At 40.5% G+C, this 25,597-nt stretch carries 20 protein-coding genes; 11 read left to right on the top strand and 9 right to left on the bottom strand.

Annotated features, from left to right (window positions below):
* Positions 1–10: 10 nt before the first annotated feature.
* From IEE83_RS07715 to IEE83_RS07695, 5 genes are all read right to left on the bottom strand, one after another.
* Positions 11–1,717, bottom strand: a complete 1,707-nt coding sequence (locus IEE83_RS07715) for a thiamine pyrophosphate-binding protein (protein WP_194120029.1) — start codon at positions 1,715–1,717, stop codon at positions 11–13.
* Entirely contained in the window at positions 1,707–2,534 is an 828-nt protein-coding gene (locus IEE83_RS07710; protein ID WP_194120028.1) for a type 1 glutamine amidotransferase domain-containing protein, read from the bottom strand. Before IEE83_RS07710 ends, IEE83_RS07715 begins: the two co-directional genes overlap by 11 nt.
* A gap of 118 nt (positions 2,535–2,652) precedes the next feature.
* Entirely contained in the window at positions 2,653–3,093 is a 441-nt protein-coding gene (locus IEE83_RS07705; protein WP_194120027.1) for an ester cyclase, read from the bottom strand.
* 67 nt (positions 3,094–3,160) lie between these two features.
* The gene (locus IEE83_RS07700; protein ID WP_194120026.1) at positions 3,161–3,574 is read right to left on the bottom strand and encodes an ester cyclase; all 414 of its coding nucleotides are present in this window, start codon (positions 3,572–3,574) and stop codon (positions 3,161–3,163) included.
* A 34-nt stretch (positions 3,575–3,608) separates the two neighbouring features.
* A complete protein-coding gene (locus tag IEE83_RS07695) occupies positions 3,609–4,469 on the bottom strand; it encodes an ester cyclase (RefSeq protein ID WP_194120025.1) in 861 nt (286 codons plus the stop codon).
* Between the two features lie 589 nt (positions 4,470–5,058).
* Between IEE83_RS07695 and IEE83_RS07690 the strand changes: the two genes are divergently transcribed.
* From IEE83_RS07690 to IEE83_RS07655, 8 genes are all read left to right on the top strand, one after another.
* On the top strand, positions 5,059–6,060 hold the full coding sequence (locus IEE83_RS07690) for a bestrophin family protein (protein ID WP_194120024.1): 1,002 nt from the start codon (positions 5,059–5,061) through the stop codon (positions 6,058–6,060).
* Between the two features lie 309 nt (positions 6,061–6,369).
* Positions 6,370–7,314 (top strand): GAF domain-containing protein, encoded by a 945-nt coding sequence (locus IEE83_RS07685; RefSeq protein ID WP_194120023.1) that lies wholly within the window; start codon positions 6,370–6,372, stop codon positions 7,312–7,314.
* Positions 7,315–7,475: 161 nt separating this feature from the next.
* Positions 7,476–8,456, top strand: a complete 981-nt coding sequence (locus IEE83_RS07680) for a GAF domain-containing protein (RefSeq protein ID WP_194120022.1) — start codon at positions 7,476–7,478, stop codon at positions 8,454–8,456.
* Position 8,457: 1 nt separating this feature from the next.
* Entirely contained in the window at positions 8,458–9,498 is a 1,041-nt protein-coding gene (locus IEE83_RS07675; RefSeq protein WP_194120021.1) for a sensor histidine kinase, read from the top strand.
* Positions 9,495–10,268, top strand: coding sequence for a LytR/AlgR family response regulator transcription factor (locus IEE83_RS07670; RefSeq protein ID WP_194120020.1), 774 nt, complete (start codon positions 9,495–9,497; stop codon positions 10,266–10,268). The genes IEE83_RS07675 and IEE83_RS07670 overlap by 4 nt, the downstream gene beginning before the upstream one ends.
* A gap of 508 nt (positions 10,269–10,776) precedes the next feature.
* Positions 10,777–11,496 carry an LCIB family protein gene (locus IEE83_RS07665; protein WP_194120019.1) on the top strand — a complete coding sequence of 240 codons (720 nt, stop codon included), beginning with the start codon at positions 10,777–10,779 and terminating at the stop codon, positions 11,494–11,496.
* Between the two features lie 32 nt (positions 11,497–11,528).
* Positions 11,529–12,128 carry a glutathione-regulated potassium-efflux system oxidoreductase KefF gene (gene kefF / locus IEE83_RS07660; RefSeq protein WP_194120018.1) on the top strand — a complete coding sequence of 200 codons (600 nt, stop codon included), beginning with the start codon at positions 11,529–11,531 and terminating at the stop codon, positions 12,126–12,128.
* A complete protein-coding gene (locus tag IEE83_RS07655) occupies positions 12,125–14,020 on the top strand; it encodes a monovalent cation:proton antiporter-2 (CPA2) family protein (RefSeq protein WP_194120017.1) in 1,896 nt (631 codons plus the stop codon). The genes kefF and IEE83_RS07655 overlap by 4 nt, the downstream gene beginning before the upstream one ends.
* Positions 14,021–14,097: 77 nt before the next feature.
* Here the strand turns inward: IEE83_RS07655 and IEE83_RS07650 are convergent, their stop codons facing one another.
* Together IEE83_RS07650 and IEE83_RS07645 are read right to left on the bottom strand one after the other, a co-directional pair.
* Positions 14,098–15,609 (bottom strand): DUF1501 domain-containing protein, encoded by a 1,512-nt coding sequence (locus IEE83_RS07650; RefSeq protein WP_194120016.1) that lies wholly within the window; start codon positions 15,607–15,609, stop codon positions 14,098–14,100.
* Position 15,610: 1 nt separating this feature from the next.
* Positions 15,611–18,787, bottom strand: coding sequence for a DUF1553 domain-containing protein (locus tag IEE83_RS07645; RefSeq protein ID WP_228101716.1), 3,177 nt, complete (start codon positions 18,785–18,787; stop codon positions 15,611–15,613).
* Positions 18,788–18,970: 183 nt separating this feature from the next.
* On the opposite strand from IEE83_RS07645, the gene IEE83_RS07640 reads away from it, so the two are divergent.
* The 3 genes from IEE83_RS07640 to IEE83_RS07630 all read left to right on the top strand — a co-directional run bounded on the left by IEE83_RS07640 (position 18,971) and on the right by IEE83_RS07630 (position 24,925).
* Entirely contained in the window at positions 18,971–19,849 is an 879-nt protein-coding gene (locus tag IEE83_RS07640) for a helix-turn-helix domain-containing protein (RefSeq protein ID WP_194120014.1), read from the top strand.
* Between the two features lie 207 nt (positions 19,850–20,056).
* Positions 20,057–22,459, top strand: a complete 2,403-nt coding sequence (locus IEE83_RS07635; RefSeq protein ID WP_194120013.1) for an ABC transporter permease — start codon at positions 20,057–20,059, stop codon at positions 22,457–22,459.
* A 51-nt stretch (positions 22,460–22,510) separates the two neighbouring features.
* The gene (locus IEE83_RS07630; protein WP_194120012.1) at positions 22,511–24,925 is read left to right on the top strand and encodes an ABC transporter permease; all 2,415 of its coding nucleotides are present in this window, start codon (positions 22,511–22,513) and stop codon (positions 24,923–24,925) included.
* Positions 24,926–24,956: 31 nt separating this feature from the next.
* Here the strand turns inward: IEE83_RS07630 and IEE83_RS07625 are convergent, their stop codons facing one another.
* Positions 24,957–25,358, bottom strand: coding sequence for a PIN domain-containing protein (locus IEE83_RS07625; protein ID WP_194120011.1), 402 nt, complete (start codon positions 25,356–25,358; stop codon positions 24,957–24,959).
* Complete coding sequence (locus tag IEE83_RS07620) at positions 25,351–25,581, bottom strand: hypothetical protein (protein WP_194120010.1); 231 nt, start codon at positions 25,579–25,581, stop codon at positions 25,351–25,353. Before IEE83_RS07620 ends, IEE83_RS07625 begins: the two co-directional genes overlap by 8 nt.
* Positions 25,582–25,597: the final 16 nt, after the last annotated feature.

The following is a 25,597-nucleotide window of genomic DNA, read 5'->3' as shown; positions in this document are numbered from 1 at the left end:
ATTTATGATTTTATTGCGCGCAATTGGTTATTACCCAATCTGTCTTATAATTTCCTTCCAGAACCAGGTCAATCAAAAAAGGCTTATCATCCGCCAGCATACGATCAATCGCAGCCGGAATATCTTCTTCTTTTTCAACTCGAACAGCATCTACACCCAGTGATTGAGCCAGTAAATCAAAACGAATTGCAGGATAGGAAAGGTCAAAAGGCAAAGGCTGGTTATGGCCCTGAATTTCTCTTTCTTTCCAATAAACGTCGATGTTCAGTTGAAGCAATTTGTAAGAACCGTTATTACAAACCACAAACTTTGCACCTGTATTATGACGCACCGCAGACCAAAGTGCCTGAATAGTATACATGCTACCGCCATCACCGGAAAATCCTATTACTGTTTTATCCGGATTAGCCATTTTCGCACCAATTGCTCCCGGAAAACCTACGCCAAGAGAACCTCCACGCGTAGCGAAATAATGCCCTGGAATTGTTGGTGGAATGTATCGGGTTACCGGCGGAGAATTCGTTAGTGCTTCATCAAAAATGATCGCATCGGCTGTTAATTTCTCTGCCAGTACCGAGGCAAACTGAGACATATGAAGTGGCGATTTCCCAACCTGTTCCAAATCAGCTTTCTTTTCTTTTGCCAATTTTTCAGCTTTCAAATCACCGATTTCTTTAACTCTTGCCGCAGCTGTTTCTTTCTGTTCGTCGGTTATAAGTTCTTCAATGGCATCCGCCAATTCTTTCAGCGAAAGTTTAGGATCACTTACAATGCCTAGATCAACACGGTGGTTTTTGGCAATTTCGTAAGCGTTTAAATCAATATGAATTACCTGCGCGTCAGGGGCGTAAATATCGTCCAAACCCGGAAAGACTTCCGGCATCATATAGGTCCCTACAATAAGATTTGCGTCACCTTTTTGGGTAATTGGCAAACTGAATTCTCCAAACATATGACCCGTAGATCCCTGGTAAAGCGGATGTGTATTGTCCATAACCAGATCACCAAATTCTACGCCGTACACTTCTGCACCAAGCAGTTCCGATACTTTTGTAAGTTCAGGAATTGCATTTGAATAGGCCACACCATCGCCTACGAAAATCACTGGTTTTTTCGCTGCGAGCAATATTTCAGCTGTCTGTATGATAAGCTCATTAGCTGGTGCTACGCGGGTTGAAGGGATTGATGTAGGGAAAACCGGTTCATCATTTATTTCATCCAGAATATCCATTGGCAGACAAACATAAACCGGTCCCATCGGTGGTGTTGAAGCGATTTTTATCGCTCTTCTCAACGTCCGCAAAACGGATTTTGAAGACGTTACCATCGTTGAAAATTTCGTTACCGGCGCCATCATACCGACCAGGTCATTGGCCATTTGCGCGTCCATGTTAAGGTATTTCACCCCTGCATCTGAGCCTATTACGACAAGCGGTGCATGACCACGTTTTGCCTGATAAATTGCTCCGACTGCATTTCCGATTCCGGGCGAGCTGTGCAGCTGAACCAAAGTCGGTTTCTGCGTTGCACGCGCATATCCGTCACCAGCCATCACCGCAATAGTTTCCTGAAGAGTTAGGATATATTTCATTTCCGGATATTCGGCCAGTGCGTCAAGGAAACCTTGCTCCACCGTACCGGGATTTCCGAACATGTGATCCATGCCGTCAGCCAGGAATTGTTCAATAATTTTCTGATTTCCGGTTTTACCAGCCATAACGAGTCAGACCTTTATCAAGGACATTTACAAACTGATCACCAAACTCAAATGAACACTGCAATGAGCGGGCGGTAATGAATGGATAATCAACAATTACAGAAGTCTCTTTTCCAAAATTTCCGTGGTATTTGCCTTCCGGTCCAACGGCGTCAGAAAGAATGTATTCCAAAACATATGGCGGTGGCCCCATATTCAAATCTGTGTGAAGAAACCCGGTTCCGTCGTGGTAATCGTATTCGATACAGTGGCCAGTCACATGTTTTCCTTTGATGATCGAATCTCTTTCGTTGAAATCACGAGCGAAAACAAGCGGTGCAACTCCATAGCAAATTCCTGCAACCGGCATATTTTTCTTGTAAAATCCAAGAATCAGATCATGAACACGCTGATTATTAACCATATCAATAATTGGCCCGCTACCTCCTACCAAAAGAACAGCTGCGTATTCTTCTGTAATTTTATCCTGAGCGATTTTAAGATCAGCGTAATATTTCTCAAACGCTCTTAAAAAATCAGGTGTTGAAAAATACGGACGCTGCGGAATTACTTCGGAAAGATTTTGCCTTGTTTCCAACCGGTTTGTAGCTTCAAAAGCGATTACCTTTTCTGCTGCAAGTGGTGTGGTTACACAAGTACCAAGCGGAGGATCCACATACGTAGTGTCGTAACTGGGTGGCAAGGCTTCTGCTTTTTTTCCGTTTGGCGTTATAAATTCTACGGTGTATCCCGCAGCTTCCAATTTTTCAAGAGGGCCAACCAGCTCTATTCCCCAATATCCGTACTCGGAAAGAACTGCTAATATTTTTTTAGACATAAAACTGATTTTTTGAAATATGGGTTAACTAATTCAAACCAATTATTTGACAGAGTCTGTTATTTTTTCGATTAACGCTATTCTATATACGAAATCAAAAAGTTGACTTCCTCAATGATCAATGCGCTCCCGGAGGTGGCGGCACCACACCAAGTTGCTGCAGCAAACCAAGCTCATCCACGTTAGCCCAGCGTTCCGCAATTTTGCCATCAGCCAAACGAACCGTTGTTGTACCGGTCATCGAAATATGTTTTCCGCTCGGAGGCATGCCCATAATTCCTTGCGTATCTGTTCCGTTTAATCTCCATCTGTGAACGACTTTGTCATTCGCGTAAATAGCGTCTTCTATGCTGATGGCTGCATCCGGCATTCCGCCACGAAACATTCCTACTATATGCTTGAAGCTTCCGGAACCTGGTTCACTTACTGTTTTGCCTCCAACCTGAGAATGGTCGATAGCATCTTCTGATAACAAATCTTCACGAATTACACCTGTATTCCAGGCAGTTTCAAAAAATTCAACGCAGATTGCATTGTTTTGTTCGGCAGTATAAGACATGGTTTTTCTTAATTAAAAGGGTTGTTGTGGTCTTTCAAATTGTTGGCATAAGCAGGAAACGGATTTGTTATTGAAGCACTTTTAATTGCTGCAATAAACCCAGACTATCCTGAGCTACCCACATTTCAACGATCTTGTCATTTTCAATGCGGAAAATGTCAATGCCAAGATCCGTTACTTTTATGCTCGTCGTTTCGCGGCCAAGAAATGTTCCGGTATTTGTAGCTTCATAAGACCAGCGGCTAACGACTTTGTCGCCTTCGGCCAACTCGTCATGTAAAGTGAAATGTACATCAGGAAATGCGATCAGCGCAGTTTCAAACCAGATTCTTAGTGTAGCAGGTTTGTGCGCCTGGCCTTGCGGGAAGTGAAAAACAATGTTTTCAATCGCGATTTCGTCCAGTACTTCAATTCGCTTTTCATTCCAAAGCTCGAACCAGTAACGACGAATGATCGCCTTGTTTTTTTCTAATTCAGACATAACAGTGAGGTTTTAAAGAGAGGAGAATAACGGATCAGGATGGAATAGCACCTAATTGCTGCATCAATCCAAAGTCATTTTCATTCACATGAACAGAAAATATTTTACCGTTTTTGATCGTGAAAATGTCAATTCCGTAATCGATCAGATGATGTCCTGAAGCGGGAACGCCCAGGAATTCTCCCTGATGTGTTCCGGCAATGCTCCACCGCGAGGCAACTTTGCTGCCTTCAGAAGTCTGGCGCATTACAGTGAACTTGATATCAGGAAAAGCGTTATGCAAGTATTTAACAAATTCCGTAAAAGCTTCATAACCTTTGATTGGCTCCGGTTGTGTAGGAATAATAAAGGCAAATTCAGGATCAAGGATTTCTTCAATCACCTCTAAATTTCCCTGCGTCATGATTTCTTCAAAATAACGCGTTGCCAAAATCTCATTCGCAGCAAGATCCGGCTCCGTTTTCTTTTCACTTGGCAAAACACCCAATTGAAGCATTAAACCTAGTGTATCCTCATGACCAATTGATTCAACAATTTTTCCATTTTTAATGGTATGCCATGTCATTCCGTCAATTTCAAAGAAATTTCCGGTTGCTTCTACATTTCCTTTTACTGTTAAAAGTGGTGAACCTAAATGCGTACCTCCGCCAATCCAACGGGTAACTACCCAGTCGTCGCCAGCTACCATTTCCTGCGGATTGATATAAAAGTCTGGAAAAGCGCCGTGTAACATACCAACCAATCCTAAAAATCCGTCCGGTCCATGAAAAGGTTCAGGGTGTGTCGGGAGTGTAAAAATGAAGTCTTCTGATAGAATTTCGTGCGCGGTATCCGCATTCATTCCATTCATGATCTGATAAAAATAACGACGTGAAAGTGACTTGTTCGCGCTCATTAGTATTGAAGTTTTTGAGGGTTAAAACGTTTAGATCCTTAGACTCTTTAAGCTAGAAAAAGAAACCAGATTGCTTATGACTTATTAGCTTTTGCCTGGATTCTGTTGTAAATATCCTCACTAAAAATTCTGAGCGGATAGAAATCATTGCTGAAACTGACAAAAATTAACCTGAACCAGTTGATTCCGTACCTCAAACCGTCTACATGCTTTGGTGAACTTTCAAGACCGCAACATTAATCTATAATCAAGTCAGAAATATAAGATTTCATTTGATTATTAATCATTTAACAAAATAATATTTTATAAACATTCTTTAACGCATCAATAAAAGCTAATCAATAACAATATGTTTGCCATCCAATAAATAGATTTATTCTTATGTTTTATATAAAATTATGAATTGATAAAAAACCTGAATAACAATTAACGGTGACTTGTTCATTCTGACTTAAAATTTCATTCGCCAAATCCGTTGCTTCACCCCGTATATTTTCAGCTTCACGTTCAAATCAGGTATAAAATGTCTGTGAAGTGAAAAATTTGTATTTAAAATTTCCAACTCATCGTAACCTTTCAACAATTAAAAATGTACACTGCACGAGAAATCAAACCGAACCTTGTCCTTAAATTTTCCTGGCGTTCTGTTTTGTTTTTCCTACTCTATTCGGGCACACTCTTCCTGCTTTATTTTTATTTCGAAATTCACCTTGGCGTTTCTTTTGTTCCCATTGGACTAATCGGTACAGCCGTCGCCTTTTCAGTTGGATTTAAAAATAATGCTTCATATTCCAGACTATGGGATGCCAGACGTTCCTGGGGCGGTATGGTCAACGCCAGCCGAAGTTTTGGATCCTATGTTGTTGCCTTTCTGAAATCCGAGGAAATCTCAACCGAAGAAATAAGTCATATAAAAGAAGAAATATTATACCGGCACATAGCTTATTTAAACACGGTACGCATTCAACTCCGTCGTAAAAGTGTTTGGGGTGATATGAATACGGTCGCACATAAAGTGGTTGGACCTGATAACCATGCGCAGGTTTCCTCGGATGTCACGAGAATATTGCTTGAATTTCTGCCTGAAAACGAAGCTGAAAGTTATTCCAGGAAAAAAAACGTTGCCACGCAAATCATGAAAACCCAAACCGGGCGGATTACCGACCTGGCGGCCAAAGGTTACATTTCTGAATCGTGCCACCGCCGGTTAATGGAAGTAATCCAGGAATTTTTCAATCACCAGGGTGCCTGTGAAGCTATAAAAGGTTTTCCTTTTCCAAGACAGTATGCCTATTACAGCAAGCTCTTTGTCTGGTTATTCATTCTTATTTTACCTTTTGGTTTGCTTACAGAGTTTGCCAAACTCAATGGAGCTGCTGTCTGGCTGGGAATTCCTCTCTATGTGGTGATCGCCTGGATATTTCACACGATGGAAGTTGTTGGCGACACCAGTGAAAATCCTTTTGAAAATGCCATCAATGATGTTCCTATGACTGCCATTTGCCGGATTATTGAAACCGATTTGAGGGATATGCTGAACGAGGAAAATATACCGGCTCCGATTGAGGCTATTGATAATATTTTGATGTAAAATAAACTGCGCAGTAGCCCGAAAGAATATTTCGGCGTATTGAGAGTAAGTTTTAGAAATTAAAGAATAGCAAGAATTTCCTTTCCTTTTTTTATAAAATTATAATTGAAAATTTAAGGACTCTGTTATCTTTGTATTCCTTACACACGTCACCGACACCCTCCAACATATTATTAGCCATTTCGTTTTTATTGATTTGACTGACGACAGTAATTGATCTGTTATTCTGCACACATTATACCGAAATATACAAATCTGTTTGGAAAGCGATTGTGCTCCGGATAAGTAAACCCTTATAAAAATCACTCAATGGAATCCTTGCAATTATTGGTAGTGTCATTAAAAGGAAAATCTCAAACCCTTATTGAGAACTCACTTGCGGAAGCTAATTACAGCTTTGAAATAACCCATGCAGACAGCAAACAGCATGCGCTACTGGCTTGTGGCGAGAAAAAATTCGATGTATTAATTTCCAATTGCAAACTATCCGACGGGCCTGTTACTGATCTGGTCAGCGTTCTGGGAGATTTACTTCCTTGTCTTGTTATGGCAGAAGGAAAATGTCCTTTTACTGCGGAATCGATTCTTTTTATACCCGAAACAAATTATTATATCAGTTGCTCTGAACAAATTTCCTGGCTTACACATCTTGAAAATACGATGGCAATCTGGGAAAATGCTGCAAAGGAACGTATTGCTTTGTTTAATCAAAATTATAATAACCTTTTTGAAACTGCCCTTTTGCGCTGTGCAGAAGAATTGTCGCCGGGAAATGAATCCACAGACACTGCTATCCTTAACACGCTGGATTTACTCCGCGAAGTGCTGGATATAAGCCGGGTTTATATTTGCCGCAAATATGGGTCGGCAAACCATGCTACGGAAATTGTCCAGACTTTGGAAGTCTGCGCACCTGGTGTGGCTTCAAAAAATAGAAAAAATTCTAATGTTAATTATCCCTACTATAAAAGCTGGGACAGATCTTTTTCCGCACAAAAACCTGTCCAGATAAAATATGCTGCATTAGAACCAGACCAGAAATCGTGGTGGCAGACAAGGGACATGCAATCATTTCTTGCCATTCCGATTTCTTATAATGAAACCTGGGATGGATTTATAGGATTTGAAGACAGCATGCATCCGAGAGACTGGTCTACTTCCGAAATCAGTTTTCTGAAATCCGTTTCAGAACTGATCCATGAAAAACATATGCATTTTCAAAATACCCCGGTTTTTCAAAATAACAATGTCTAAAAAAATCGAAGATTCGTTCCTGTTTTAAAATAAAACATCTTTTTGCGCAACAGTAGTGATTTTTATACCGTACAAGCGTATGACCTCACTATTTTTTACATTGACAATCCCAGTGTTTTTATATAGTGGTTTTGAACCCGACCAACGTAAAGATTAACTTCATGGAACCCTTAAAATTATTAATCGTTTCAATTCGAAATGAGTGGCAGAGCCTCATTGTCGAGTCTCTGAACGCGGCAGGTTACATCTATAAAATTAAAATCGCTGCCACCAAGCAACTTGCACTCCAGGCGTGTTACCACGACAAATTTGACCTTGTTATTTCCAACTGCACCCTTCCCGACGGACAAGTTTCCGACCTTGTCAGTGTGTTAGGCAATCAGATTCCATGTCTTGTAATGGCCGAAGGTGTTTGCCCGGTAAATGCGGATAAAGCTTTATCAATTCTGGCAACCAACTTTTATATTACAAGTGCCAATAAAATTTCATGGCTCGAAGCCATGGAAACAACCCTGGCTAAATGGCAGCAAAATGCTTTGGTTCGCCTGGCGCAAATGGATCAGAACAAGCAAAGTTTCCATGAAAAGGTTTTGGCCAGATGTGAGGAGGAATTGACGTCGTTCAATTTCAGAAGCGAAAAAGATTGCTGTGTAATGAATACGCTGAACCTATTGACAGAGGCGCTGGACGTGAGCCGGGCTTATATTTGTCAAAAGGTAAAGCTTCCCGATACATTTTTTGGTATCATCAAAACAAGTGAATACCGTGCTCCCGGTGTATATAATCAGGATAAAACCTATTTGGCAGATTCTTCCTCTGCCTGGTATCCTTACTTCAAACGCTGGGACAAACTTTTTGAAAACCGCCAGCCAATTGCAAATTTATTAAAGGAACTGCCGGAAAGCGAGCAAAACATGTTTCAAAACCGCGACATCCAATCCATTCTTGCGGTTCCATTTTTTTACAAAAAACAATGGGCAGGATTTATCGGTTTGGAAGATACTATGAATCAGCGGGAATGGACATTTGACGAAATTGAGTTGGTCCAGTCCGTCTGTGCCCTGATTCATGAAAAACACGTTTACAGAGAAAAACCGGTACAATTTGAGACAAACCGCTTACAAGTGACTCCTGCCGCATAGTATGAAAATTCTCTATGACAAAGGTGTTGCGCTTGCATGGCGTTTCTGTATCATATGGAGTCTGTTTATCAGCGTTCCATGGTTATTTTTGATTATCAATTCTTCGCCCTCTCCTACTGTTGAAGGCTTTGGATTGGCGTATCTTGGCGTTCAGCTGATATCCAATTTTTTATTTTCCTGGATTTTCAGCAATCTGTATCTTTTCCATATTTGTAATATTCCGGGATGGTTCAACAGGCAAAAAACGTACGTCAAGGTTTTCCTGTCGCTGATTTTGTTTTTCGTTTTGACTGAACTTCTGTTTCAGTTACAGCTTTTAACTTTAAATTCTCAAAAAAACATTTTCTTTTTCAATGAGGTAACTTTCGGCTACAACATTTTGGTATTGCTGGCCATCCGGGTATTTGGTGATTTTCTGGAAGTGGATCAAAGAAATTATCAGATCAATCTGGAAAATGAACAGCTCAAAAGAGAAAAACTAAAAACACAGCTGGACGCGCTTCGGCATCAGCTAAATCCTCATTTTTTGTTCAATGCGCTCAATATTCTCAATATTTCCATCGCAAGCAATCCGGAGGAAGCACAGAGAATTGTGCATGATCTTTCAGATATTCTTCGCTATAACCTGAAAATTCAGAACCAGAATGTCGTACAACTTTCTGATGAGCTTGATATCGCGCGCTCTTATCTGGCTTTACACAAAGCGCGGTTTGGCGATAAACTGATGTACAAATTTGACAATGTTGAAACAAGCCGCGAGTGGTATATCATTCCGCTTTCATTACAAATCCTGATTGAAAATGCTATTAAGCACAATGTAATTACCTCCAATCATATTCTCCACATTGAAGTAAAATTGGATGAAACCGAGAAACAGTTGCTGGTCGTAAATTCTATTACCCGGAAAACAAATGTTGCAAGCAGCGGGATAGGTTTACAAAATTTGGATGCGCGTTACCGGCTGCAAACCGGAAAGGAAACCTCACAGATCCATGATGCACAACAATTCTTAGTTAAAGTCCCTTTAATCGAATCTCCATGACAAATATATTAATCATTGAAGACGAAGTCCCGGCAGCGAATTACCTGAAAGGTCTTTTACAACAAATGGATCCGCAGGCAAATGTGGTTGGTATGCTGGAAAGTGTAGAAATGGCCATTTTCTGGCTTCAAAACAATCCATTACCAGACCTGATTTTTATGGACGTGCAATTGGGCGACGGGACTTGTTTTGAGATTTTTGAACAGGTTTCAATAGCATGCCCGATTATTTTCACTACGGCACATGACCAATATGCTATGCGTGCGTTTAAATTTAACAGTATTGATTATCTATTAAAACCAATCCGTCCGGAATTGCTGCGGTTTAGTATGGACAAATATTATCAGTTAAATAAGGAAAATACAACGGCGAAGGTCAGGGTGCTGGAAGAAATTGTCCATTCACAAATCCTGAATAAAAAAAATGCGCGAAGGAGTTTTTTGGTACCGTATCGCGATAAATTGATTCCATTAAAAGCCCAGGATTTTGCCTGGCTCACAATCCAGAACGGAATTGTGACAGCTATGCTTCATGATGACCGGAGTTTCATTTTAGACAAATCACTTGAAGAACTTGAAAATCAACTGGATACTTCTAATTTTTTTAGGGCTAACCGTCAGTTTATTATTTCCCGTGATTGTATCAAAGATATTGAGCTATATTTTAACGGAAGGCTTTTGATGCGGGTTTACCCGGTTTCAACCAATCTTATTCTGGTTAGTAAAGAGCGCGTGCCGACATTTAAAAAGTGGTTTGAAGAAACACCTTGAAAATTAGATTAATCGGCCATGGATTTTTATTATTTCTATGGCCATTGACATTTCCACCCCGGGAATAATTTCCCGGCTACCATGTCGGTCATGCCTAAGGCATTTGGATTTTGGTGGAATATGTTTGATTGGCTTGAATCAACATTTTTTTGAATGATTTCTGTTTAAAATCATTGATTGCCAATTTATTTCGATTGTAAAAAATGCAGTAGGCATGGCCGATATGGTAACCCTGGAACTTATTCCGGGGAAAAATGACCGTTAAGGTTCCGTCTAAATGCCGTAGGCATGGCCGACATCCTAGCGCGGGAATTCATTCCCGGGGCTAAAATGTCAATTCCACGAAAAAATCATTTAAGTAGAAAATCTCTCTCCCTAAAACCTACACCCATCAAAATTTCAGCTTAGCCTACGATAATGTCAGTTTCAAAATCAAAAACCTGAAACTATCATATCAAATTAAAACCTTGCATCGTGAATCATTCCTCAATCAGAAATTCGTCTTGTTATGCTTGAAAAAGTCCAAAAACACTATCCCAACGCCGTTAGCTCATCTGATTTTATTTCAAATATTTACAAAAGTGTGGCAGGCTACGGCCTTGCTCCTAACCAGATTTTATTGGCACATTCAGTATGTTCTGATGATGTAAATAATATTGAATATCCCGAAGAAGGGCGACAAATGCTTGGACCATTTAATCTGGGCGGACTCAATGGCTATCCTTTTACAGGTATTACAGGAATGACGGCATTCGCGCACCACGTACCGGAAGAAGGTGCCGCCATGATTTTTTATGCGCCTCACATTGGCATTAATGCGGAAGGCAATACCGGCAAAATCCTTCGCGTAGGCCAAAATCACGATTCAACCTGCTGCGGAGCAACCATTCTTGCACTCAACCGGTTGAAAAATGATGAGATAAAATCCGGACCAAAACCGGCAGACGATTATCAGCAGCACTCTTTACAGGAATTTCTTTTTAATCAAAAAGACAGGGTTTTAAATTCGAACGATTTGGTTAAAGAAGCGACTGACATCATTTATGAAGAATCCGGAAAAATGATCGATCATATGATTAAGAGCACGGATTTCACCGGAAAATATATTTTTGTGATCGGAGCCGTGATCGTCAATACAGACTGGCAATTTGGATCCTTTGTCACCTTACGCCGTTTTGAAGAATGGGATATTGTTAGCCGGAAAAAGGTAAAAGATTTATATTTTTAAGATCAGATTACCGTCCACATTTAAGGATTATCATGTCAAATCGTGTACTGATTTTATTTGCCCACCCTCTTTTTGAAAAATCGAGGGTGAATAAAATGTTAGTGAACAGCTATCCTGCGGGAGTAACTTTTCACGACTTATATGAGCATTATCCGGATTTCAACATTGATATTGAAAAGGAAAAAGATCTTTTGACAGAACATGATATCATTATCTGGCAGCATCCGATTTATTGGTATAGTTGTCCTGCATTATTGAAACAATGGATTGACCTCGTTCTCGAAGCTGGCTGGGCGTATGGACCGGGAGGAATTGCACTTAAAGGAAAATCTGTTTTCCAGGTTATAACAACCGGAGCGCCAGAGCATTCCTATCAGAAAGAAGCGAATAACCGTTTCACCATCCGCCAGTTTCTTGCCCCTTTTGACCAGACTGCAACTTTATGCAAAATGAATTATTTGCCGCCTTTTGTGACACACGGATCGCATAGAATTCACAAAGAGCAGGTGAATGAGCAGGCTGATGCTTATTATTTTCTTTTGGAACATTTGACAAATAATGATCCTGACTTGGAGGCTTTGAAAAAATATAACTACCTGAATGATTGGGTAAAAGAAAACCAACTATCATGACAAGCGATTTTCTTTCTCAGGCTTTGGTATATCTTGGCGCAGCAGTTATTTGTGTTCCGATCGCGAAAAAAGTCGGTATGAGTTCCGTACTTGGTTATCTGCTCTCCGGAATTATTATCGGGCCTTTCGTACTTGGGTTTATTGGAAAAGAAGGCCAGGATATTATGCATGTTGCAGAATTTGGCGTGGTCATGATGTTATTCATTATCGGCCTGGAACTGGAACCGGCAGCATTTTGGAAAATGCGAAAAGCCATTGCCGGTTTTGGATTTTCACAACTTTTCGGCACCAGTATTCTTCTTTCTCTTGTGTTTATTTTGATGGGCTGGCAGTGGACTACCGCAGTTTCAGGCGGACTTACATTAACAATGTCGTCCACCGCCATTGTTCTGCAAACTCTGAAAGAAAAAGGTTTATCCCATACCTCCGCTGGTCAGGCGTCTTTCTCTGTTTTATTATTTCAGGACATCGCAGTCATCCCGATTCTGGCCATTTTACCTTTGCTGGCTACCACGGCGGTTGTCGCCGATGAAGCGCATCCATCTTTATTAAGCGGACTTCCGGCCTGGGTTCAAACGATTTTGGTCATTGCGGCGGTTGGTTCCATTTATGGTATCGGGACATATTTGGTCGTGCCTATGCTACGTGTTATTGCCAAAACCGGACTTCGGGAAATGTTTACGGCGTCTTCACTTTTGCTGGTTGTTGCCGTAGCTTTTTTAATGGAAATGGTAGGTTTAAGTCCGGCACTAGGCACATTTGTCGCTGGTGTTGTTTTGGCAAACAGCGAATTTCGGCATGAGCTTGAAAGCGATATTGATCCGTTTAAAGGACTTTTACTGGGTTTATTTTTTATGGGCGTTGGTGCGTCGATTAATTTTCAACTTATTCAGGAAGCTCCTATGCAAATCGCAACGCTGGTTTTGCTCGTTTTGTTTATCAAATTCATTGTCCTTTTTGGTATTGGAAAAATATACAAACTGAACAACGATCAAAATTTCCTCTTTGCCCTTGGATTGAGTCAGGTGGGAGAATTTGCCTTTGTATTACTTTCATTTACCGGTCAGCTCAACATCATCGACGAAGAATGGATTGGAAAATTGACGGCGATAACGGCGATCAGTATGATGACAACGCCGCTTCTTCTTTTGATGCATGAAAAATTTATTCATCCTTATTTTGGTATTAAGGAAAAGCCTGTTGAGAAACCAGGTGATGTTATTGATGAGCATCATGAAGTGATTGTCGCAGGTTTTGGGCATTTCGGAAGCACTATTGGAAGACTATTACGAGCAAATGGCATTGCGGCAACCATTCTGGACAACAATCCGGATCAGGTGGAATTGTTGAGACGCATGGGTTTTAAAGTTTATTATGGTGACGCGACTAGAATTGATATGCTTAAATCCGCCGGTATCGAAAGCGCGAAAATCTTAATTGCTGCCATTGATTCCCCGGATATTAACAGCACTCTGGTTCATACGGTCAGAAAACATTTCCCACATATTAAAATTCTGGCACGCGCCCGTAACCGATTTGACGCACATGATTTGATGGAAACCGGTGTTACCAATGTTTATCGGGAAACGCTGTATACCGCAGTTCAACTTGCTGTGGATGCGCTTGGAGAACTTGGTTTCAGAAAACATACAGCAACACGCCAGGGACAAAAATTCATCAAGTTTGATGAAAAAGCATTGGCAAAACTTGCCTCGTCGCGGCATGACCTGAAAGAATATGCGCTTAATTCAAAGGACGAAATTGCGATTCAGGAAAAGCTATTACAAAATGATTTACTGCTCAGTTTTTCTGACAATGACCATTCCTGGGACAGCAATTTTGTTAAGGAAGCCATACTTGGAAAAGATCCTGAAACTGCCCCGACAAAGTAATTAGGCACCTTGGGCAACACGGTATGGTCTGAGGCTTTCTACATATTTCGGCGCTACCGCACATGATAATCAATGATTTAGCTCAAAATATCTTTCACCACATTTCCATGCACATCAGTAAGCCGGAATCTTCTGCCCTGATATTTATAAGTTAATCTTTCATGATCCACGCCCATCAAGTGCATTAAGGTTGCCTGAAAATCGTGCACATGTACGGGATCTTTTACGATGTTGTAACTAAAATCATCAGTTTCACCATAACTGATTCCGGGTTTCACACCTGCTCCCGCCATCCACATCGTGAAACAGCGCGGATGATGATCTCTTCCGTAATCATCTGCTGTTAGCTTTCCTTGCGAATAAACCGTCCTACCGAATTCTCCTCCCCAAATTACCAGCGTATCTTCCAGCAAACCTCTTCGTTTTAAATCCATTACCAAAGCCGCTGTTGCCTGATCCGTATTTTTACATTGATGCGCAATCCCTTTGGGAAGTCCGCCGTGATTATCCCATCCCTGATGGTAAAGCTGAACAAATTTCACATCCTTTTCGAGTAATTTTCTTGCCAAAATACAATTCGCAGCATAGGTTCCAGAATCCCGGCTGTCAGGTCCGTAAAGTTCAAAAACTTCATCCGGTTCGTCATCAGTGTTCATAACTTCCGGCACAGAAGTCTGCATCCGGTAAGCCATTTCATATTGTGCAATCCTCGCATCAACTTCCGGATCGCCGTAAGCCTGGTTTTGAATCTGATTTAATTTTGACAAATATTCCAGCATTTCCTTACGGTCGGCGCCGTCGTAGCCCTCAGGATTATTCAAAAACAAAACCGGATCTTTTCCTGATCTGAATTGTACACCCTGATGTTTTGATGGCAAAAAACCATTTCCCCATAAACGCGCATACAACGGCTGATCTTTCGAGCCGTTTTTTGAAACCAAAACAATAAAAGTTGGAAGATTCTGATTGTCAGAACCTAACCCATAACTCACCCAGGAACCAATCGATGGCCTGCCCGGCAACTGATTTCCGGTTTGAAAAAATGTAATTGCGGGGTCATGGTTAATCGCTTCTGAATGAATCGATTTGATTATACAAAGTTCGTCCACAACCTTGGCGGTGTGCGGCATCAATTCGCTGATCCAGGTTCCACTCTTACCATGCTGGTTAAATTTATAAATCGAGGGTACCATCGGAAGTGCACTTTGATTTGCGCTCATTCCCGTTAACCTCTGCCCTTTTCTTACCGAATCAGGAAGATTTTGTCCGGCGAGATCAACCAGTTTTGGCTTATAATCAAAGGTTTCAAATTGAGACGGACCGCCGCTCATAAAAAGGTATACAACCCGTTTCGCTTTTGGCGCAATATGTGGTAATGCCTTTAAAATTTCCTCTTCCAGATTCGGAACATTTTCCGGTGTTTTTGGAATCGAACCTAAAAGTTTTTCCGCTCCAAACAAAGAACCCATCGCAAGCGCGCCCAATCCAAGGGAAGTTTTGGTCAGAAAGTGGCGCCTGTCCAGTTTTTTATTCAGCTCATTAAATTCCGGTGTATTTAATCTGAATTCTTCGTCGTGATGATGTGACATATTATCTCTTGGTTAAAGACGCATCTGAGTTTAATATAGTGCTGGCAACCACAGCATTCGCAGCGATTTTTGCAGTATCCACTTTTTTATTGATACGATACTGACCAGCATCAAGCCAACCGGCTGCCTTTTTAGGATTATTCTGAAACCGCCGATATTCTGATTCATACATTTTCTGCAACAAAATCACTTCCAGCGGCAGTGGAAAATGTCCGGTGAGCTTTCTGTAAGTATCAGTAATCGCTGTTTTAGAATTTTCTGCCATCGACATTTGCATACCCAAAACTTTTGCTGCTTCAACAAAAGTCGGATCATTAAGCGTGACAAGTGCCTGCAAAGGCGTGTTTGTTTTTTGTCTTCTCACCACACAAAAACTTCGGGAACCAGCATCAAAAGTTGCCAATGTAGGATTTGGTACTGATCTTTTCACAATTACGTAAAGACTTCTTCGGTAAACCGCGTTTCCGGAATCCGCTTTGTACGTTGTATTATTAATTTCCCACAAACCTTCTGGCTGGTAAGGTTTTACACTTTCACCACCAATTTTTTTATTAATCAAGCCGCTCGCCATCAACGCATTATCACGAATCATTTCCGCGCTTATTCTTCCCGACGGACCGTGAGCCAACCAACGATTTTCCGGATCTTTTTCCCGCATTTCTTTTGTTGCACGGGAATCCTGGCGATATGCTGCCGACATAACAATCATCCTGTTAAGCTTTTTCACATCCCATCCAGATTCCCGGAAATTGATCGCCAAATAGTCCAGCAATTCGGGATGACTCGGCATTTCTCCCTGATTTCCAAAATCTTCCGTCGTTTTGACAAGACCAGTTCCAAAGAAATTTTGCCAGAACCGGTTCACTGCAACACGTGCGGTCAGCGGATTGTCGTTACTGGTCAGCCACTGCGCCAGACCATATCTGTTTCGAGGCAGATTTTTCGGAAATTTCAAAATCGATTCCGGTGTGTCAGCGAAAACTTCTTCACCAAAAGCATCGTAATTCCCTCTGAGCAAAATGTGTGCTTTCTTAGGTTTTGGCATTTCCTGCATTACCATCAGCTCACGGATATTTTCCGTTGAATCCGATTTCGTCGTTCTTGTTTGCATTAATTCCAATTCAGCCTTAGCAACCGATGGAGAAACCGAGCTTAGATAATAATTTTCCAAAATCGTCATATCCGTGCCGGAAAGCTGGTTTTGAGACTTTGAAGTTATATCAGACCAGGAATTTTTATTCGCCAGAATTTTTATTTCAAAATCCGTAAGCACGCGGTTGTAAACACTGATATCATCAACTTTTCCACCTTTAAAACCCAGTCCGCGCCACCATCCGCCAATTTGTAAACCCGGCTGTTTGTCTGTTTTGAAAAGAATATCTTTTGTCAACTGATCCATTGTTGTTTCCATTGCCATTTTATTTCCATCCAGAAATAAATTGAAACCCTTGGCCTTTGAAGAACCGTCGTAAGTAACAGCAAGCTGAATCCATTTGTCTCTTGGAGTGCCTTTATTCGAAATTCGGGTTATCGCATTCGAAGGCGCCGTGTGAGCCATATTTAGTTCCAACCGGTCATTTTTCAAATACAAATGATAGCCTCTGAAATTATACAATCTTTCAGCCTGAGACTTATGCAGAATAACGCCTTCTTTAAGTTCTTTCGGGATATTGACCCAGACACTGATACTAAAAGGTTGTGATTTCCGGAAAACGCCCGTCTGATCCAGATCAAGAAAAATATCGCCGTTCATGGCCATGGCTTGTCCGTTTTCATGTGTTACAAAAACAGGCGCGTCTCCGGTTTGTCCGGATTCCCTTTTCATGATACCTGTTTGTTTCGGATTTATGCCGTTTTTCAAACTGCTTTTTTCAAAAGAATAGTAAGCCTGCAAACCTGATTTTGGCATTTTTTCATCTTTCAGATTTTTATATTTTCCATCCGAAATCCATTTTTCAAAATCCTGGTGTGAAGCACTTTTCGCAGCTTCCACCGCTTTTTCCTGTGATGTAATCTTTGATTCAATAAACCTCAGCATTTTTTCCTGCTGATCTGTTGGCAGCATTAACGTTGGTGTTGGTAAGGCATCATCCCAGGAAATCTGGCCTGCTTCTTTTACATTATTAAAAAAGCTAAAAAGCTGATAATAATTCTTCTGTGAAATCGGATCATATTTATGATCGTGACATTTGGCACAGCCAACTGAAATTCCCAGCATGGCATCACCAAAAGTATTGGTACGATCAATGACATATTCTGTTTGGAATTCCTGCTCTACAATTCCTCCTTCCATATTTTGCTGATGATTGCGGTTGAATGCCGTAGCAATAATCATGTCTTTTGAAGGCTTCGGCATCAGGTCTCCGGCCAATTGCCACTGCACAAACTGATCGTAATGCATATTTTTATTGAACGCATTAATAACCCAATCACGGTAAGGCGACATGTCCCGGAGTCTGTCAACCGTGTAACCGTGAGAATCTGCAAAACGGGCAAGATCGAGCCAGTCAACCGCCATTTTTTCTCCGTAATGAGGCGATTTTAATAACCGGTCGACTTGTTTTTCATATGCGTTTGGAGAATTATCTTTCAGGAAAATATCAATTTCATCCAGCGTCGGTGGCAGTCCCGTCAAATCAAGCGACAATCTTCTTAATAACAACTCCTTCCCCGCTTCCTTTGAAGGACTTAATTTTTCCTGTTCAAGTTTGGCAAGAATAAAATGATCTATCGGATTTTTAACCCATTCGGTATTTTTGATTTCCGGTAATTCCTGTTTCTCCGGCTTCACAAAAGCCCAATGCGGTTTGTATTCAGCGCCATCTTTTATCCATTTAATCAGAATCGCTTTCTCCTTTGCATTTAAACTCAAATGAGATTCACGGGTTGGCATCATATAGTCAGGGTCAGCCGACATAATCCTTTTAAAGAATTCACTGCCAGCCAGATCACCCGGATTTATCGCCACCTTTCCCGGATTTTTGGGAAGTTCTCCATACGCCGCTTCTTTTAAATCAAGCCGCAAACCTGCTTTTTGCTTTGCTTTATCCGGTCCGTGGCATGCAAAACATTTGTCAGACAAAATGGGTTTTACATTTTGGTTATAGTCCAGTTTATCAGGCAGTCCATCATAAGCGATTTTCACATCATCAGGAAGATCCGGTCCGCATGAAAACATGCAGAAAAGACTAAAAACGAAGACGATAGTCAGGAAAAAACGCATATGAATTAAGATCAGGATTCAGGCCACCACAAAAGTATAATTTAATAAAATGTAAAAATTATACAAAACAGCTGTAATTTTTCACAAATCCGACTTTTATGAATTAATTTGTAATAATTAATAGCTAATTAGCTGACCATGAAGAACCATTCCATTTCCAGATCAACGTTTTCGTTATTAAACGTTGATTATGTCAAGTTGAACAAAAGCTGGAATTACCGGAATGTGATCAGCCCGTTTTACAGACTTTATTTTATCGATGACGGCTTCGGAAAGCTCTATCAGGCGGGCAAAACAATTATTCTGGAAAAGGATTTTTTATATCTCGTTCCCAGTTTTACACTCTGCAACTATCAATGTCCGGAATATCTCAGCCAGTACTATATTCACTTTCTCGAAGAAGCGCCTGATGGGACTTCTCTGTTTTCTTCACATAAGAATATTATAAAAATCCCGGCTGGTCCATCCGATCTTGAACATTTAAAAAAAATTTTAAAATTAAATCCTGACAGGGATTTGAAACGATCTTACAATCCAAAAGATTATCAAAAACAACCTGTCATTCAGCATTCACAAGCGCTGAATAATGATCTTCCCATTTCAGCTTTTTTGGAAACAAAAGGGATTTTACTTCAACTTTTGTCACGGTTTCTGACTCCGGAATATTACAATATTTCAGATAGCAAAGTAATTCCATCCAAGGTTTTGGAAACGATTAACTACATCAATACGAATCTTGGAGAAAATCTAACCGTTAAAGATCTCGCAGAAAAAGCCAGGCAAAATCCAGACTACTTTTCAAGAATTTTTCAGGATCATACCGGTGCAAGGCCCTTACCTTACATCCAACAAAAAAGAATTGAAAAAGCCCAGTTTCTGATATTGACAACCGATCTTTCGCTAAGCCAGATTGCGAGTGAAACAGGTTTTGAAAGTCTTTCCTATTTTTCAAGAATTTTCAAAAATATGACAGGACAAACGCCAGGGAATTATGCGAAAAATAATTATAATATTTAGTAGACTTTGGCGGTCAGTTATCGGTTTTCAGGTTTTTGATAACTAAACATTATATGTTAATAAAATCAAATAATTGCTGTTCGCTACTGGACAGAAACGTCCGTTTTTGAACATATTTACTTTAAAATGAAATACAACTATCTGATTATCAAACTGGCATACAATTATTAAACTCACCGAAGGTGCAACCTAAATGATCCGTTAGCCATGATTAAAAATTATTTCAAAATTGCGTTCAGAAATCTTGTTAAACACAAGTCTTTCAGTTTTATAAATATCATTGGCGTCGCGATAGGTCTTGCCTGTTTTCTGCTGCTGACCTTGTATGTAAAAGATGAACTTAGTTACGATCGGCACAATGTAAATGCTGACAGAATTTATCGTCTATCCAGAACATTCCTTTCAAAAAATGGAACAGAATCGCTCAGACTTGGGCACGCCGCTCCTCCTTTTGGCCCGCTAATCCATCAGGATTTCCCAGAAACAGAACAAGTTGTCCGTATGCTTGAAACGGGCGGAATGGTTCGTTATGGCGAGCACATTTTCAATGAGGAACACATGTATGCGGCCGAAGAAAATATATTTAAGGTATTTACATTCAATATTTTACAGGGAAATGCAGACAAGGCTTTGGTTAATCCATTTTCAATCATGTTTTCAAGGCCAATGGCAGAAAAGTATTTTGGAAAGGAAAATCCGATTGGCAAAACAGTACGGTTTGACAATCAGTTTGATTATACCGTAACCGGTGTTTATGAACCTTTACCAGCACAATCAAGTTTCCATCCAAATTTCCTTATTTCTTTTTCAACCCTTAATGATAATCGTATTTACGGAGCAGAAAACCTGCGTCAAAATTGGGGTAATAATTCATTTGCAACGTTTCTTCTGTTACCAAAAAACTACAATCCTGAAAAACTGGTCAAAGCATTTCCGGCATTTCAAAACAAACATATTGACTCTAACGCTTCGTCTTATTCAGTCCTGAATCTGACAAAACTGACTGATATTCACCTGCATTCTCATCTTGATTCCGAGATGGAATCTAATGGAGATATTCAATATGTATATTTATTTTCGGCCATTGCTATTTTCATTCTTTTTATTGCCTGTATCAATTATATGAATCTGGCGACTGCCCGTTCTGCAAAAAGAGCGAAGGAGGTTGGGATGCGAAAAGTTGTGGGAGCGATGCGCAGTCAGCTTGTCAACCAGTTTCTTAGCGAGTCGATTTTACTCGTTAGTATTTCACTTTTGATTGCCATTATTCTGGTTGCATTTTGCTTGCCGCTGTTGAATGAATTTACACAAAAGCAGCTGAATCTTTCTTCTCTTGTCAATCCTTCATTTATTGCCATTGTTATTTCGATAACGCTTTTCACCGGACTTGTGGCAGGAAGTTATCCGGCTTTTTTCCTTACTTCTTTTCAGCCAACCAGTGTGCTTAAAGGTAAAATTGCTTCGGCTTTAAAAAATGGAAAATTACGTCAGACGCTAGTGGTGGTACAATTTGCGATTGCCGTTGTGCTCATTATCAGCACGGCAGTAGTTTATAGTCAGATGAAATATGTTCAGAATTATAAACTTGGCTATTCAAAAGATCAGGTTGTTCTGCTATCACCACCTTCTGATTCTACGACCAATTTTGAAGCAATCAGTCAGGAATTAAAGCAAAACAGCAGCATAGTTGAAACAGGCCGTTCTTCCAGAATTCCTTCTAACCGTCTGTTGGATTCATGGGAGGCTTACGTCATGAAAGGTGATTCCCTCACGCCTACTGACATCAATATAAAATCACTGAGTGTAAACGAAGATTTTATTCCTACGTATCAAATTGAGATGGCGGCAGGACGAAATTTTTCAAGACAATTCGGAACAGATAAAACGGAAGGTTTTATTTTAAACCAAACCGCAGCACGACTTCTTGGCTGGAAAAACCCGAAAGATGCAATTGGAAATCAGTTTGGATATGGTCATGTTCGCGGACAGATTATTGGCGTCACCAAGGATTACCACTTTGAATCATTACACCAAAAAGTAGCGCCTGTGGTAATGTTTATGCAGGGAAATAATTTGAGATGGCTGTCGGTACAGATTTCAGGTGCTGATATTAAAGGATCGCTGGCGCATATTCAAAAAGTCTGGGAGAGCAGATTTCCGGATAAACCTTTCACCTATCAGTTTCTGGATGAGCGTTTTGGAAATCTTTATGCGCGGGAGCAAACCCAGCAAGTACTCTTCGGAATTTTTGCCGGAATCGCTATTTTCATTTCCTGTCTGGGACTTTTAGGATTATCCATTTTTATGGCTGAACTGCGTGTGAAAGAAATCGGCGTCAGAAAAGTACTTGGAGCATCGGTTTCAAACCTGGTAATCCTACTTTCCGGCGACTTCCTGAAACTGGTTTTCATTGCCATCATCATTGCGTCTCCGATTGCGTGGTACGGGATGTATAAGTGGCTGGAGAATTTCGCTTATCATACTCAAATTTCGGTCTGGATATTTATTGGTGCCGGCATTTTATCAGCGGGAATTGCATTGCTGACAATCAGTTTTCAGAGCATTAAGGCGGCGCTGACAAATCCGGTAAAATCGCTGAAAAGTGAATAAAATAAATTCCTTTTGAATACCAGTTTACGATTACCATAAAACCAGACAGCCATGATAAAAAGTTATTTTAAAATCGCATGGAGGAATATTGTGCGCAATAAAGCCTTTTCAGCAATTAACATTGTCGGGCTTGCGCTTGGCATTGCTGCCTGCATTCTTATTTTACAATATGTTGCATTTGAGTTAAGTTTTGACAATTTCCACGCAAACGGCGACCAGATTTATCGTGTCCGTCAGGATCGGTATAATGAAGGAAAACTTAGTACGGAATGGGCTGCCGGGGCATTTGCTGTGGGAAATTCATTTAAAGAAGCATATCCGGAGGTTGAGGATTATGTTAAGTTGGTGGGCCGTGGTGCAACAATCCTGGATTATGGAGATCGCAGTTTCAAGGTTGAAAAGGTTTATCTTGGAAGTGCTTCCTTTTTCTCCGTTTTTTCATATCCTCTGCTTAACGGCAATGCAAAAACAGCTTTAACAGAACCAAATACAATTACACTTTCCGCTTCTGTGGCTAAAAAATTGTTTGGAAATGAAAATCCGGTTGGTAAAATTGTCAAATTAAATAAAAGGAAACCAAGCAAAGTAACTGGTGTGTTTGCTGATATGCCTGCAAACACGCATTTCAAAACGGATATTCTTATTTCTTACGCCACTTTTTTAAATGATGCAAAGCCTGACAATCCGGAACTTGCCTGGCAATGGGACGGCTGCCTTACTTATTTGAAACTTAGAAAAGGTACAGATATCCCAAAACTTGAAGCCAAATTTCCAGCGCTGGTTGACAAACTTGCAGGAGAAGATCATAAGAAATATCATTCTGCTGCGGTTTATTTGCTGCAACCGTTGAAAGATATCCACTTGTATTCTCACTTGATGATGGAAGCTGAGCCTAACGGTGATGGTAATACGGTTTACCTCCTTTTAGGAATAGCGTTTTTTATCGTTGTCATTGCCTGGGTTAATTATATCAATTTGTCGACAGCCAGAGCTATTAACCGGGCACGTGAGGTTGGTGTAAGAAAAGCGGTTGGTTCGCAACGTAGCCAGCTGATCGGGCAATTTATGATGGAATCGGTTTTATTGAATGGATTAGCAGTTGTTTTGGCGTTAATTCTGGTTGCGCTTTCTCTACCAAAATTCAATGAAATTTCCGGTCAGCAACTTTCATTTGCCTTGTTAGGAAGCCGCATGTTCTGGCTTCCGCTGATTACTTTATTTATTGTAGGCGCGTTCTTTTCAGGACTTTATCCGGCTTTTGTACTATCAGGTTTTAAACCTGTGGTCGTACTAAAAGGAAAAGTAAGTACTTCGTCCAAAGGCGTTTTATTGCGGAAATCGCTTGTTGTTTTTCAGTTTGCCGCTTCATTGTTTTTATTGGTTGGTACGTTGACGGTTTTTCAGCAAATCCGTTATATGAGACAGCAAAGTCTGGGAATTAATATAGATCAGACTCTAGTCATTAACCCTCCGATTGTGGCTGACGATTCTACTTTTATGCGACAAATGTCTGCGTTTAAAGATGAATTAATGCGGCAGTCGGGTGTGAAAGGCGTAACCGCTTCTACCGTAGTTCCAGGCCAGCCATCGCAGTGGAATGCCGGTGGAATCAGATTAAAAGGAAAAGATGAAAGTGAGGGAAAACAATACCGGATTATTGGTGCCGATTATGATTTTTTAAAAACTTATGATTTAAAATTATTGTCGGGACGAAATTTCTCCAAAGACTTCGGCAGTGATCCCAAGGCTTTAATTTTCAATAAAATGGCCGTTAAGCAATTGGGATTCAACGATCCTGAACAAGCCGTCGGGAAGGAAGTTAATTTCTGGGGAGAGATATTTACGATTGTTGGCGTAACAGATAACTTCCATCAACAATCTTTAAAAGATGCTTATGAACCACTAATCATTCGCTTGATTCCGGACATCAGAGGCTATTTTTCTGTCAAATTAACCACTGGCCAAGCCAACACTTCTGTCGCCGGAATACAATCTGAATGGAACCGTTTTTTTCCAGGAAATCCGTTTGAATATTCATTTCTGGACGATCGTTTCAACGATCAGTATAAAGCAGATCAGCGTTTTGGACAAGTTTTCGGAGTCTTTACAGGACTTGCAATTTTGGTTGCTTGCTTAGGTTTATTTGGACTTGCTTCCTTCACCACCGCTCAGCGTACCAAAGAAATCGGTATTCGGAAAGTTTTGGGTTCTTCTGTTTATGCCATTGTTGAAATGCTATACCGCGAATTTGCCATACTAATCCTGATTTCATTTGTAATTTCCGCTCCGCTTGCCTGGTTCGCAACAAGTCGCTGGCTGAATGGCTATGCTTTTCGCACGGATATTCAATGGTGGCTATTTGCCGCTCCTTTTGTTTTAGTATTAGTAATTGCCTTATTGACAGTAAGTTTTCAAAGTATTAAGGCAGCGCTTATGAATCCGGTGAAGAGTCTCAGAAGTGAATGATTTTAACATTCAACTTATTAATTTGAGGAAATTATAAAAAAGGGTTAATAATGGTAAGTCTGTTTTCTATCAGCTGTTTATGTTGCAAATCCTCGGAATACAGGATGCTGCAATTGGCTGCCAATGCAGATGCTATAATAATGCTGTCAAAAAGTTGGAAATCGTATCTTTGGATCAATTTTCTTGCGTGTTCTAAAATTGCCTTATCCAAATTAATAATTTCGCAGTCTTCAAGTAACACAATACTGTGCTCGATCAAACGTAGTTTAGGTAGTTTCAGAATTCTTTTTAAAACATTAAGATATTCTGAAATTACCTGGACGGATACAACTGGAATACCCAATACGATGGACTCGGCAATATTCTTTTTCGCCGAAGGAGTTGTTTCATGGAGATATACCAGAATGTTAGTGTCTACTGCATATTTATTCATCGTAATTATTGGCCTCGTCCCGATCAAATTTAAAGTTAGACAAGTCGACTTTCAAATCGGCAAGGGACTCGTGCAGTCTCTTTCTCCTCTCTTCAATATCTATTGCAGGCCTTGCTTCAATTTCAAAAGCAATAACCTCAACCTGCTTGCCAATCATTTCGTCAGGCAATTTGAGAAGGTAGGTATTGTCGGTAGGCACGATGATTTCCCTGATCAGTTCCATATCGGTTTCATTTGTT

The sequence above is a fragment of the Dyadobacter subterraneus genome, assembly GCF_015221875.1.
GTDB classification, from domain to species: domain Bacteria; phylum Bacteroidota; class Bacteroidia; order Cytophagales; family Spirosomataceae; genus Dyadobacter; species Dyadobacter subterraneus.
The sequence above is the reverse complement of the archived record's forward strand: the minus strand, read 5'-3'. Positions and strand labels throughout refer to the sequence as shown.

Bases quoted from the DNA above. Each gene is read 5' to 3' on its own strand.
- IEE83_RS07715 (WP_194120029.1), bottom strand. From the start codon at position 1,717: ATGGCTGGTAAAACCGGAAATCAGAAAATTATTGAACAATTCCTGGCT.
- IEE83_RS07710 (WP_194120028.1), bottom strand. From the start codon at position 2,534: ATGTCTAAAAAAATATTAGCAGTTCTTTCCGAGTACGGATATTGGGGA.
- IEE83_RS07705 (WP_194120027.1), bottom strand. From the start codon at position 3,093: ATGTCTTATACTGCCGAACAAAACAATGCAATCTGCGTTGAATTTTTT.
- IEE83_RS07700 (WP_194120026.1), bottom strand. From the start codon at position 3,574: ATGTCTGAATTAGAAAAAAACAAGGCGATCATTCGTCGTTACTGGTTC.
- IEE83_RS07695 (WP_194120025.1), bottom strand. From the start codon at position 4,469: ATGAGCGCGAACAAGTCACTTTCACGTCGTTATTTTTATCAGATCATG.
- IEE83_RS07690 (WP_194120024.1), top strand. From the start codon at position 5,059: ATGTACACTGCACGAGAAATCAAACCGAACCTTGTCCTTAAATTTTCC.
- IEE83_RS07685 (WP_194120023.1), top strand. From the start codon at position 6,370: ATGGAATCCTTGCAATTATTGGTAGTGTCATTAAAAGGAAAATCTCAA.
- IEE83_RS07680 (WP_194120022.1), top strand. From the start codon at position 7,476: ATGGAACCCTTAAAATTATTAATCGTTTCAATTCGAAATGAGTGGCAG.
- IEE83_RS07675 (WP_194120021.1), top strand. From the start codon at position 8,458: ATGAAAATTCTCTATGACAAAGGTGTTGCGCTTGCATGGCGTTTCTGT.
- IEE83_RS07670 (WP_194120020.1), top strand. From the start codon at position 9,495: ATGACAAATATATTAATCATTGAAGACGAAGTCCCGGCAGCGAATTAC.
- IEE83_RS07665 (WP_194120019.1), top strand. From the start codon at position 10,777: ATGCTTGAAAAAGTCCAAAAACACTATCCCAACGCCGTTAGCTCATCT.
- kefF (WP_194120018.1), top strand. From the start codon at position 11,529: ATGTCAAATCGTGTACTGATTTTATTTGCCCACCCTCTTTTTGAAAAA.
- IEE83_RS07655 (WP_194120017.1), top strand. From the start codon at position 12,125: ATGACAAGCGATTTTCTTTCTCAGGCTTTGGTATATCTTGGCGCAGCA.
- IEE83_RS07650 (WP_194120016.1), bottom strand. From the start codon at position 15,609: ATGTCACATCATCACGACGAAGAATTCAGATTAAATACACCGGAATTT.
- IEE83_RS07645 (WP_228101716.1), bottom strand. From the start codon at position 18,787: ATGTTTTCATGCGGACCGGATCTTCCTGATGATGTGAAAATCGCTTAT.
- IEE83_RS07640 (WP_194120014.1), top strand. From the start codon at position 18,971: ATGAAGAACCATTCCATTTCCAGATCAACGTTTTCGTTATTAAACGTT.
- IEE83_RS07635 (WP_194120013.1), top strand. From the start codon at position 20,057: ATGATTAAAAATTATTTCAAAATTGCGTTCAGAAATCTTGTTAAACAC.
- IEE83_RS07630 (WP_194120012.1), top strand. From the start codon at position 22,511: ATGATAAAAAGTTATTTTAAAATCGCATGGAGGAATATTGTGCGCAAT.
- IEE83_RS07625 (WP_194120011.1), bottom strand. From the start codon at position 25,358: ATGAATAAATATGCAGTAGACACTAACATTCTGGTATATCTCCATGAA.
- IEE83_RS07620 (WP_194120010.1), bottom strand. From the start codon at position 25,581: ATGGAACTGATCAGGGAAATCATCGTGCCTACCGACAATACCTACCTT.